Origin of the sequence: Sphingobacterium sp. UBA7253 (genome assembly GCF_002472745.1) — a bacterium.
GTDB lineage: Bacteria > Bacteroidota > Bacteroidia > Sphingobacteriales > Sphingobacteriaceae > Sphingobacterium > Sphingobacterium siyangense.
Window position 1 is genome coordinate 23609 of sequence record NZ_DKSP01000143.1, and the last position, 10932, is coordinate 34540.

The window sequence follows — 10932 nt, forward strand, 5'->3', positions numbered from 1 at the left end:
CAAAAATAAACCAAATGAAACAATTTTCGTTAAATTTGTTTTCATTTAATGTTATGTTGCCCTTCAAAATCCATAGCCCCGAAACTGAATTGTGCCTCCCAGCCTGGGAAAAGAAGCATATCAAAGTAACACTTAAGCGCGATGACCTCATACATCCGTTTATTTCAGGCAATAAATGGCGAAAGTTAAAATATAATCTGGAAGAAGCCCTGCAGCTTCAGAAAAATCATCTTGTTACATTTGGAGGAGCATGGAGCAACCATCTTTTAGCTACCGCTTGCGCCGGAGCTACCTTTAAGTTTAAAACAACCGCTTTTGTTCGAGGTGAAGAAGGGGTTAACAACCCTGTTTTAGCAATGTGCCGCCTTTTTGGGATGCAGCTCATTTACGTCGACCGCGAATCTTACCGAGATAAAGAAAATTTATACAACACCTATTTTGGTCAGGATCCAACGACGTTCTATATACACGAGGGTGGTTACGGCATGCTAGGAGCAAAAGGTTGCTCCGAACTCGTTGATGAACTCCAACATGAATACCAGCATATTTTTACCGCCTGCGGCACAGGAACAACATTAGCTGGAATAGCCAATGCGATAGAAAAACGAGATCTATTTACCCGCGTACACGGCATACCTGTTTTAAAAAATGGAGGTTTTATTCAGGAGGAAGTCGATCAACTTTACCCCAACATCACCCCTCCTATTTTACATCTTGATTATCATTTTGGTGGTTATGCAAAATCCAATACCGACTTGCTCGCCTTTGTTCAGCATTTTATAGCTGCTACAGGAATCATGATCGAGCCCACCTATACCGGCAAATTACTTTATGCCGTAGATGATCTGATCAAAAAGGACTACTTTACCCCCGCAGATCAGGTACTCATTATTCATACTGGCGGACTTACAGGCCTGCTTGGTATGTACGAACGTTTCAATTTTATTGATCTACATCAATAAATATGCTAGAACGCCGTACAGAGACATTTGATTGACATTTATTCAGCAATTATATCGTAAGTTTGAACAGATTTTAAAATAAAACATAGCGAAAACATGCGAAAATCATGATTTTCTAAAGGTAACAACGAGGTCAGTATGGGGTAGTTTTGCCCTATTTAACACCTCATAAATTAATGATATAAAGATGAAAATATTAGCATTTGCAGGAACAAGCAACAGAAACTCAATCAACAAAACATTCGTCACAAGTACTTCCAAATACTACAAAGAAGCAGACGATAGCATCGAATTGCTAGACTTAAACCATTTTGAAATGCCGATCTATTCTTACGACAAAGAAGTCGAGTTGGGCATTCCACAGTTGGCACATGACTTTGCGGCTAAAATGGATGCAGCAGATTTCCTTTTGATTTCCTTGGCCGAACACAATGGGTCATATACTACAGCTTACAAAAATATTGTTGACTGGGTTTCGCGTATTCCTAACCGCAAATTATTCAATGGCAAGCCTGTTTTCTTATTGGCTACTGCCCCTGGTCCAATGGGAGGAGCCACGGTATTGAACACCGCAGTAAACCGAATCACTTGGGATGGCGCCGATATATTAGACTCCTTCTCTCTTCCTGAATTCCACAAAAACTTTGAAGAAGGTAAAGGTATTATCGATCCCACTTTAAGAAGTCAATTAGAAGCTAAAGTACGTAAAACAAAACGTGCACTTGCCGAAAAATTAGCCGTACAAGGTTAACAAAAGATTAACAAATAATCGTTGTGAATACCTCTTTTAATATGTAAATTGAAAACCTATTAAAAGAGGTTTTTTGATATGGCAAAAAAAATATTACTACTTGTAGGAGACTTTGTAGAAGATTACGAAGCAATGGTTCCATTTCAAGCAATGGGTTCAATAGGATTAACGGTAGATGCAATTGCTCCGGACCGCAAAAGCGGAGATGTAGTCCCCACAGCAGTGCATGATTTCACTGGTGACCAGACTTATAAAGAACTGCGCGGGCACAATTTCGCAATCAATAAAGATTTCGACCAGGTCAATGTCGAAGATTATGACGGTTTATATATTGCGGGAGGACGATCGGCAGAATATATTCGACTCAACAAACGTGTTTTGGAGATTACAAGACACTTCTTTGAGCACAATAAACCTGTGGCAGCAATATGTCATGGCATCCAAGTGTTGACAGCCGCAAAAGTACTCGCAGGTCGCACTTTGACAGCTTATGTGGCTGTGGGTCCCGACATTGAACTAGCGGGTGGCACATGGAAAAATATCCCTGCGGATCAAGCGGTGGTAGACGGCAATTTGGTCACCTCTCCTGCTTGGCCAGGACACCAGGCAATTTTAAAAGAGTTTTACAAATTATTAGGTATAACAATTACAATTTAAGTATTTTTAATGAAGAAGAATAAAAGGCTATGGCTTTTGGTCATACCGATTTTAGTGCTGTTGGGTTTTATTTTAAAAGATAGTTTCAATCAGAAAAGTATTGAAGATCTACCGGGAGGTTTTAAGGAAGTCGCTTTCGTCAGAAATGAACAAAATAAAGGTGGCATCATACGCATTTATGCCGTTACTGTAGGCGACCTGTTGAATGCGGATTATTCTGCCTGTCTTGATTTAATGCCTGTTAATGATTACGGAAGTACAACAACCGTGTATTTCTTCGACCGAAGTGCTCCTTATCCGACAAGCTTGTCAATTGACACGCCACATTTTGACACAACGAAATACAAAGCTATTCAAATTTCCAAAAAGTACGGAAAGAAGCAATAGACGAAACCAAACATAATGACATATCCCCCAAAGTCCGAATAGACCTTTGGGGGATTTTTTTTACCATGCAGTGCAGCACCTTATAGCGGTTATTGCCAGGAAAGAAGAGCAGTGTCAAAAATGTACCTTTAAAACTACGGTCCACACACATGAACTAAAAATAACTTAATAATTCTTTAACACAAAAAAGTTCGATTATCCCCTGTAGAGCTATAGTTTTGCTTTTTAAATTTACGTATATTTAGTTATGTCGAAAAAATTTATTCCTAGAGACGTTAGTTGGTTGAGCTTTAATGGCAGAGTATTACAGGAAGCTGCGGACGAGACGGTCCCTTTACCCCTAAGAATCAAATTTTTAGGTATATTTTCCAATAACCTCGATGAATTTTTCCGTGTACGTGTTGCAGGTCTAAAACGGGCTATAGACCTGAAAGACAAAAGTGCCAACCAATCCTTCTACGAAGACCCACAGCTCATATTGGAAGAGCTCAATATCCGGGTAATCAAGCAGCAAAAGAAATTTGACAGTACGTGGAATCGTATCCAAAAAGATATGGCCAAACAGAATGTCTATATTAAGACCAGTGAGGAACTGAATCCCGAACAACAAAAGTTTGTGAGCGACTATTATCAGGATGAGGTGGAATCGAACGTCATTCCTTTGATATTGGACGATATACGACCTATGCCCTATATTCGGGATAAGAGCCTTTACTTGGGTATTGCGATGGGAAAACAGGAATGGCAGTATGAAACCAAATTTGCACTCATCGAAATCCCGACCAGTCAAAATGGACGCTTCGTACAATTACCTTCGCCAAAAGATGAAAAGCATATTATACTTTTGGAGGATGTTATCAAGTTTAATCTTCCATTAATATTTTCCTATTTCGGTTTTGATGTATTCAATGCACATGTCTTTAAAGTAACAAAAGATGCCGAATTTGACATTGACAATGATATCAACACGACGCTGGTTGAGAAGATAAGCAAAGGGGTAAAAAACAGAAGAAAAGGTAAACCGACCCGGTTTATTTTTGATCAAGAGATGGACCATAAATTGGTCGAATTCCTGATCAAGAAACTTAACCTTTCAAAAAAAGACAGCATCATTCCAGGACAAAAAATACACAACTTCAAACACTTCATGGATTTTCCCAATGTGTTTAAATCCTACAATCAGCCCTTGGAACGAACGTCCTTTCCACATCCTTATTTCAAAAACTACGAACGTGTAACGGATACTATATTAAAAAAAGATGTGCTGCTCTCCTTTCCATATCATGAGTTTAGACCGATCATCGATTTACTTCGGGAAGCAGCAATGGATCCCGATGTAAAAACGATCCAGATTACAGCATATCGCTTAGCTTCCAATTCCAAAATTGCAAATGCCTTGATTAATGCAGCCCGCAATGGAAAGGAAGTCACCGTGATGCTTGAACTTCGTGCAAGATTTGATGAAGAAAACAATTTGGACTGGAAAGAGAAACTTGAACTCGAAGGCATTAAAGTACTTACCGGTATCCCAAATAAAAAGGTCCATGCAAAACTATGTGTGATAAAAAAACGTATTGGGATGAAAACGATCCAATATGGTTTTGTCAGCACAGGAAATATCAACGAGAAAACGGCGAAATTATACGGAGACTATTGCCTCTTAACGAGTAATAGGGACGTTATTGCCGATATAAATAAGGTTTTCAATTACCTGAGACGACCCAAATCAAATCCGGCTGACATTATCAAAAATTGCAAAAGCCTTTTGATATGCCCAACGGATATGCGTAGAGAACTTCTACACTACATCGACCAGGAAATTACCGAAGCAAAGGCTGGCCGAAAAGCATACATCATTGTCAAGGTAAATTCGCTCAGCGATAAAGAGATGATTAAAAAGCTCTATGACGCAGCAACAGCTGGTGTCAAAATAGATCTTATTATCCGGGGAATCTACTGCGCAACAAATCAAAAAACGTTTAAATTGCAAATGAACGCCATTTCAATCGTAGATGAATATTTGGAGCATGCACGTGTGATGTATTTTTATAATGCTGGTCGAGAGCAGCTATTTATTTCCTCAGCGGACTGGATGACAAGAAACTTGGATCATCGTATTGAAGCCGCAGTAAAAATAACAAGCAAAAAAATCAAGGAGGATTTAAAAGAAATGCTTCAAATCCAGCTCAAAGATAATGTCAAAGCGCGGATACTCAATAATTCCCTGAGCAATCATTACGTCGAGAATAAAGAGGCACCATGTCGTTCACAGATAGAAATATACAATTACCTGAAAAAAAAATTAGCTGATCATTAGCGGCCTGTTTATCAATAGGCGCCCAAATTGATCCATAAACCCAACTGGGTTTTATACCTATTGATACAGACGAGAATCTCCGTTTTTATTATATTAATTAAGACACAAGTTGTATCTTCATTCCATGAAATTCAACTTGTGTCTTACATTTGGCTTAAGCCTTTTCACACTTTGCCTCCGTGGGCAGGAAAAGATCATGCCTTCAGATTTTGTATACGTCAAGGACATTATCCCTACAATAAGCTTAGAAATGCGTTATTTTGGCAGTCACAACTTCACCGGAAGGCCGATTAAAGGTTATGAAAAACCAGTCGCTATTTTAACTAAACGCGTAGCGCTAGCACTACAGCAAGTCGAGAACCATTTAAATAAAAAAGGTCTTGGCTTGAAAATATTCGACGCCTACCGCCCGCAACGTGCTGTTGACAACTTTAAAACATGGTCCTTAAACACCAATGATACCATCGCAAAAAAGGAGTTCTACCCGCTTATCAATAAGAAGAATTTGTTTAATCTAGGCTTTATTGCCTCCAAATCGGGCCACAGCCGGGGCAGTACAGTAGATCTCACGCTCATTAGCTTAAAAGATCAAAAAGAGATTGACATGGGTGGACCTTTTGATTTTTTCGGCGCAGTCTCACATCATCAATACGCGAATCTGACAGCCCAACAGAAAGAGAACCGAAAGATCTTAAAAGAAGCAATGGCTAAATTTGGCTTTAAAGCTTATGATAAGGAATGGTGGCATTACACCTTGCAAGACGAACCCTATCGTAAAACCTATTTTGATTTTATCGTAAAATAAACATGTCTGTAAAGGAAACTCCCATCGAACACAAGGGCTTTTATGTTTTTCATTTTAAAGGCAACAAATCAAAACCCGTCTTTAGTTCCGAGCAGCAGCACATTTTATCAAAAGGTGAGCTCTATTCGCTCTGTTTAATAAAAAAAGGTGAAACTTCCTTCATCATTAATAATGAACGGGTACAAGTTGCTCAAAATCACCTATTGTTGACCAATCCTTCTTCGCGAGTTAATGGCTCTTCGGTCGTCAAATCTTGGGATTGTGAGGTTTATTTGATTTTCTTTACGCTGGATTTTAGCTTCAAACTGGATTTTCAGGAGGATTTCTTCGAGGTCACCAAGAAATCTCTTGCCTTAAATGACAGCTACATCTGGTCGCTATCAAACCAAGATTCAACGAACTTATCCAACTTATTTAAACAGTTTATTCATTACGATCGACAAGGGGCTAGCTATCTTTTCAAAAATCAGATCATAAAATCATTAACGGAAATATTATTTTGCGAAATAGCCCGTCTAGGAAGCCAAAATATGCGAAATACGCCAGCTATTCCCGCTCGAAAAAGAGAGATACTTGCCAATTTCCATTTGCTCCTAAAGAAGTCGTTTCATAAAGAACACATGGTGCAATTTTATGCGATGGAACTTGGTATCACAGCAAAACACCTATCCGTAATTACGAAAGAACTAACCGGAAAATCAGCAATAGAACTTATTCAGAACGTCTTAGTGGAGGAAGCAAAATCGTTACTTTGCCAGGGGCTTTCCATCGGAGAAATTGCGGTGAAATTGCATTTCTCGGATCAATCCTTTTTTGGTAAATTCTTTAAGCGAAATGTTGGAATCTCGCCTAAAGAATTTCGTCAGAATCTTTATTTAAACAAAGTCGATTAAATCAAAGATACTTGTAAATTGTTGGTCTGCAGCTGAAGTATCTTGCAATTTATCCTCGCCCCAAGTCTGCCCTTTCAACCATAAGGTTTGGCAGCCAACGGCTTTGGCAGGTACCATATCTTTACTATAGGAATCACCCACAACCAATACCTCTTGCGCAGGAAGACCTATTTTAGTCACACCTAAAGCATAAATTGCAGAGTCAGGTTTTCGTACACCGACTACGGCCGACTCCACAACAGACTGAAAATAAGAAAGAATTCCAAAATCAGCGAGCACTGATTTTAAATTTCCATAGAAATTTGACACCATGACAATTGGATATTTGGCATGTAGTGAATTTAGCAATGGTTTTACCTGTTCAACTGTATTCTTTGCCAATGAATAGCCGTCAAAAGCTATTTTATGCGCCAATGACCGATCTAACTCATAGCCAGCAGCAATAAGATAGTCAAATTGTACATTTAACTTTGCTTCAAGTACTTCCAAAAAATTAAACTCGGGTTTAATGATAGGCTGTAAAGCCATCTGACGTTCCGCGTAGGTATAGGCCTCCTGAAAAGCGTTCAAATTTACAGGAACCTGATATTTTTCATAACCCGACCAAATAACAGCTCCCCAGTGGCCACCATTCGTATCCAAGGTTCCGCCATAATCAAAAATAATCCCTTTAATATTAAACTTATTCATGTTATTTCTTTTTTACTAAACTCATCCACCCCAAACCGATCATAATCCAGACAATTTCCCTAATTCGTGTCACAACACCCATAAAAATACCGACTTTCGCAGGCAATCCTATACTCATCACAGCCATTGCTAATCCACCTTCCCGCGTTCCCAATTGCATTGGAAAGAAAAAAACAAGATTGGCAAATAAAGAAGATCCCGAGCTAATGATCATGGCATCAATAAAATCAATATTGATATCTAAGGCTAAACCAATAAAATAAATCTCAAAACAGCCCACAACACGTGCGACAAATTCCCAAAAAAGGGCCGTATAGAAGCGATCGCGACGATTTTGAAAGAGGTTTTTCACCTGCTGATCGACGTCATTCAACGTTTCATACTTCGTCTCCAGTAAATGACCAACTTTTTTGCCTACCAAAGGTAGTTTAGACAAAGCCTTCAATAGTGAAACTGTAATTCCCTTCTTATAAAATTTCGTAAATAGCCAAGTACAAATGATAGCCATCACAAAAATCACAGCACAGGCCACATCAACCATTGTACTTGCCGGTACGAACCAGAGAATTAGAAAAACAGAAGCGACCCAAAATAAAATATGCGACAAAATGTGCATGACACCGTATAACAGCACGGAAGAACCTGCCTTCGAACCACCGACATAGTTTTTAAGCTCCATAATACGATAAGGCTCACCACCTAATGCAACAAATGGCGTTATATAATTAATGGCGTACCCCGATATTGTCAATTGTAAGACCTTCCAAAAGGGTACATCTGTCTGCGGCAATTCGGGTTCCTGAATAATTGCCTTAAATGCCATTGCGTTCATCCAGTAGAGTACTGCCCAGCTACCGAGGACGGGCAAAAACCACCAGCCAATTTTTTCGAGGTTGTTCCAAATCTCATCAATTCCCATTGCTTGAATCATATAGGCCAGTGTACCTATACCGATGAGCATAAAGAGTACTTTATAGATCTTACTCCCCATAAGTTGGATCATTTGTTAATTTATCAACAAAATAACCGCTTACTTTTTCTTGTCGGTTACACATGTATATCAATATCGGATTAAGGACAAACATGTCAAAGAAAAAGTAAATCCAAGGCTGACCGATAAACAACCAAACAAATAGGAAAATCACCCTTGTATTGAACTGTACAATATTTGTATACTTCATCAATGGTTTATTTTGAGTTCTAAAGTCGACCATCAATTGTTTTGGCAATTCATCTTTATAACGACTCTTCACAATATGCAGCAGCTTTTGCAGTTTTGGAGAAAGCTTTTCCTGGTTACGTGTATAGCCCATGTAGCCATTCAGCACAAATTTGCTGAAAAAATTCTTGCGCCAAGACAAGGCATCATAGTCAACTTTCAAATCACGTGTATTGTCCAGCTCACTTCCAGCTTTACCTTTTATAAAATACAAATGTACATTACGATAATAGTCAGCCATTGCCGACTGAAGCATATGCGATACACCTGCAAGTACACAGAATACCCATAGCCATTGTGGCCATCCTTCATTAATACTGCGTAAACAGATCGCAATATGAATAGAAGCAAACCAAAAATCTCCGGCAAAACCATCCAAGATACGACCAAAGCGACTTTTATTGTCTGTCATTCTTGCCAGCTGTCCATCGGCACTATCTAAAGAATTGGCAAAAACCAATAAAAGCATGCCAATCACATTAATCCATAATGCAGGGTAATAGAATAAAATACCCGCCGCAACGCCAAAGAAAATACTAATAATTGTCACAGCGTTGGGTGTAATACCAATTTTGGCACAGACTTGCGCGATACGATAACCTATAGGTCGATAAAACCAAATATCAATTCGCTCTTCTGTATCATTAGATTTTAAAGATTGTTCGAATGCACTCAAATTATCTTCTTCGATTACATTAACTTGTTCTTTCTGCATTGTGGTTCTTTTCAGTAAATTTATGGTAAACCATTTGAGCAATGGCCTCAGCGGCCTCTGCCCGACATGGCGCAAAACTTGGCCAGTCGTTTAAGTCAATAATATGGAAGTCTCCATTTGCATCAATAATCACATCGCCGCCATAGATATGTACATCCAGGACTTCCGCAGCACGATTGGCAACTTCTTTTAGATTGTCGAGATCAAAAGGAAAATGCACTACCTCGTCATTAATTTGTTCATACAAATCATATTTGTGATGATTGTGTTCATATGGGTAGAAATAAAAGAAAAAATCCGTTCCCCGCACTGCATAAAACTTGAGTAAGTCTCCGGCAAGATGTTCAGAAATCACAGCCTCTTTAATCCCACGAAGTGCATATTCATTCAAGATATGTTGCGCTTCTTTCAGACTTGCAGCAAAGGTAACATCTTCCTTATGAATCGCATGAAAATCGCCACGTTTGATCCATACACCCTTTCCTTTCAGTTTTTCAAAAATAGATTGGATATCTGCAACGGTAGAGATCACGATACTCTTCGGATAAGGAACTCCACCTTCTAAAAGCTTAAGGGTCATGTTTTTCCGAAAGCAATTTTCAATTCCAAATCCTGAATTCAAGACATTGATCCCATTATTTTGAAGAGATTGCAACTTTTTCACTAAAGTCTTTGTTCTCCCCATAGTCAGAATATTATCCTGCTTCAGGGATGATGAAGACAAAAATTCATCTTCATTACACACCTCCACCGAAGCACCTTTTTCAGTCAGTTTTAAAACTACTTCATTAAATATAGCGGCATCATTCCCCACATGGTTGGGTGAAAAGCGATTTTTTCGAGTTACGCCTAAAATAGAAATCATATCGCTCATTTTACTAACTAACCTCCTCACTCAAAAATTGTTCCGCGACGACACGATCTTTTAAATGATCAATATCGACCACCTTGTCAAATACAAATGCTTCTACTTGTAAATCGTTTTTCAATAAAGCACGCTGAAAATTACGCATTCTGGAATTACCGGCTTCAACGGAGCTTAATGCACAATCCATAGCTGCTTTTCGGAAGCAATAAATTCCGCCAGAAACATACTTCGTTTCTGCGGTCGCTGTATCCAGAAAAGCTTCCACCCGAAGCTGTGAATTTGTGTTCACATAGAGCGGACTCTCATCGTCGACAAAAGGAGTGACTGCCATAAAAGCATCGGCATGTTGATGTTGCTGGAATGCCTCCAAATAGGCATGAAATTCATGTGGTCTAAAAACCGTATCTGTTGTTGTCAGACAACAGGACGACCAATCGGGGTTATTTTTGACAAGCAAGGCAAAACTATGCAATGAACTTGCAGTATCTTCCTCTATAAGTACAATAGGTAATTCAAACGTTGTTTTTTCCAAAAACAATTTCAGTTCCGGAGATTGTTTATTGATGATAACATGAACTCTTTGCGCCCCTTCTTTAACAAACACGCGAATCAATCGCTCAATTAATGGAACTCCATGTAATGGTAGCAAGGGTTTCGGTAAATTAAAT

The 10932-nt window shown here is 38.9% G+C and carries 12 protein-coding genes; 7 read left to right on the top strand and 5 right to left on the bottom strand.

Features of this window, described 5'->3' with window-relative positions; genetic code table 11:
• Positions 1-14: 14 nt before the first annotated feature.
• The 7 genes from B2X72_RS14830 (at position 15) to B2X72_RS14860 (ending at position 6772) form a co-directional block, all read left to right on the top strand.
• The gene (locus tag B2X72_RS14830; protein ID WP_286850274.1) at positions 15-962 is read left to right on the top strand and encodes a 1-aminocyclopropane-1-carboxylate deaminase/D-cysteine desulfhydrase; all 948 of its coding nucleotides are present in this window, start codon (positions 15-17) and stop codon (positions 960-962) included.
• A 187-nt stretch (positions 963-1149) separates the two neighbouring features.
• Positions 1150-1713, top strand: a complete 564-nt coding sequence (locus tag B2X72_RS14835) for an NADPH-dependent FMN reductase (protein ID WP_286850277.1) — start codon at positions 1150-1152, stop codon at positions 1711-1713.
• Between the two features lie 78 nt (positions 1714-1791).
• A complete protein-coding gene (locus tag B2X72_RS14840; protein WP_075991932.1) occupies positions 1792-2370 on the top strand; it encodes a DJ-1/PfpI family protein in 579 nt (192 codons plus the stop codon).
• Positions 2371-2379: 9 nt separating this feature from the next.
• Positions 2380-2757 carry a hypothetical protein gene (locus tag B2X72_RS14845; RefSeq protein ID WP_145328575.1) on the top strand — a complete coding sequence of 126 codons (378 nt, stop codon included), beginning with the start codon at positions 2380-2382 and terminating at the stop codon, positions 2755-2757.
• Between the two features lie 247 nt (positions 2758-3004).
• Positions 3005-5074, top strand: coding sequence for a polyphosphate kinase 1 (ppk1, locus tag B2X72_RS14850; protein WP_145328577.1), 2070 nt, complete (start codon positions 3005-3007; stop codon positions 5072-5074).
• Positions 5075-5198: 124 nt separating this feature from the next.
• Positions 5199-5879: a M15 family metallopeptidase gene (locus B2X72_RS14855; protein WP_286850281.1), complete on the top strand. Its 681-nt coding sequence runs from the start codon at positions 5199-5201 to the stop codon at positions 5877-5879.
• Between the two features lie 2 nt (positions 5880-5881).
• On the top strand, positions 5882-6772 hold the full coding sequence (locus tag B2X72_RS14860) for a helix-turn-helix domain-containing protein (RefSeq protein WP_286850283.1): 891 nt from the start codon (positions 5882-5884) through the stop codon (positions 6770-6772).
• On the opposite strand, the gene B2X72_RS14865 is transcribed toward B2X72_RS14860, so the two are convergent.
• From B2X72_RS14865 to B2X72_RS14885, 5 genes are all read right to left on the bottom strand, one after another.
• Entirely contained in the window at positions 6755-7462 is a 708-nt protein-coding gene (locus B2X72_RS14865; protein WP_286850285.1) for an HAD family hydrolase, read from the bottom strand. The genes B2X72_RS14860 and B2X72_RS14865 overlap by 18 nt on opposite strands.
• 1 nt (position 7463) lies before the next feature.
• Entirely contained in the window at positions 7464-8453 is a 990-nt protein-coding gene (locus B2X72_RS14870) for a lysylphosphatidylglycerol synthase transmembrane domain-containing protein (protein WP_088160998.1), read from the bottom strand.
• Positions 8443-9396, bottom strand: coding sequence for a CDP-alcohol phosphatidyltransferase family protein (locus B2X72_RS14875; RefSeq protein ID WP_088160997.1), 954 nt, complete (start codon positions 9394-9396; stop codon positions 8443-8445). The genes B2X72_RS14870 and B2X72_RS14875 overlap by 11 nt, the downstream gene beginning before the upstream one ends.
• Positions 9377-10261, bottom strand: a complete 885-nt coding sequence (locus B2X72_RS14880; protein ID WP_232475744.1) for a hypothetical protein — start codon at positions 10259-10261, stop codon at positions 9377-9379. The genes B2X72_RS14875 and B2X72_RS14880 overlap by 20 nt, the downstream gene beginning before the upstream one ends.
• Before the next feature lie 13 nt (positions 10262-10274).
• On the bottom strand, positions 10275-10932 hold a 658-nt coding region (locus tag B2X72_RS14885), incomplete at its 5' end, for a nucleotidyltransferase family protein (RefSeq protein WP_286850288.1).

Bases quoted from the DNA above. Each gene is read 5' to 3' on its own strand.
- B2X72_RS14830 (WP_286850274.1), top strand. From the start codon at position 15: ATGAAACAATTTTCGTTAAATTTGTTTTCATTTAATGTTATGTTGCCC.
- B2X72_RS14835 (WP_286850277.1), top strand. From the start codon at position 1,150: ATGAAAATATTAGCATTTGCAGGAACAAGCAACAGAAACTCAATCAAC.
- B2X72_RS14840 (WP_075991932.1), top strand. From the start codon at position 1,792: ATGGCAAAAAAAATATTACTACTTGTAGGAGACTTTGTAGAAGATTAC.
- B2X72_RS14845 (WP_145328575.1), top strand. From the start codon at position 2,380: ATGAAGAAGAATAAAAGGCTATGGCTTTTGGTCATACCGATTTTAGTG.
- ppk1 (WP_145328577.1), top strand. From the start codon at position 3,005: ATGTCGAAAAAATTTATTCCTAGAGACGTTAGTTGGTTGAGCTTTAAT.
- B2X72_RS14855 (WP_286850281.1), top strand. From the start codon at position 5,199: ATGAAATTCAACTTGTGTCTTACATTTGGCTTAAGCCTTTTCACACTT.
- B2X72_RS14860 (WP_286850283.1), top strand. From the start codon at position 5,882: ATGTCTGTAAAGGAAACTCCCATCGAACACAAGGGCTTTTATGTTTTT.
- B2X72_RS14865 (WP_286850285.1), bottom strand. From the start codon at position 7,462: ATGAATAAGTTTAATATTAAAGGGATTATTTTTGATTATGGCGGAACC.
- B2X72_RS14870 (WP_088160998.1), bottom strand. From the start codon at position 8,453: ATGGGGAGTAAGATCTATAAAGTACTCTTTATGCTCATCGGTATAGGT.
- B2X72_RS14875 (WP_088160997.1), bottom strand. From the start codon at position 9,396: ATGCAGAAAGAACAAGTTAATGTAATCGAAGAAGATAATTTGAGTGCA.
- B2X72_RS14880 (WP_232475744.1), bottom strand. From the start codon at position 10,261: ATGATTTCTATTTTAGGCGTAACTCGAAAAAATCGCTTTTCACCCAAC.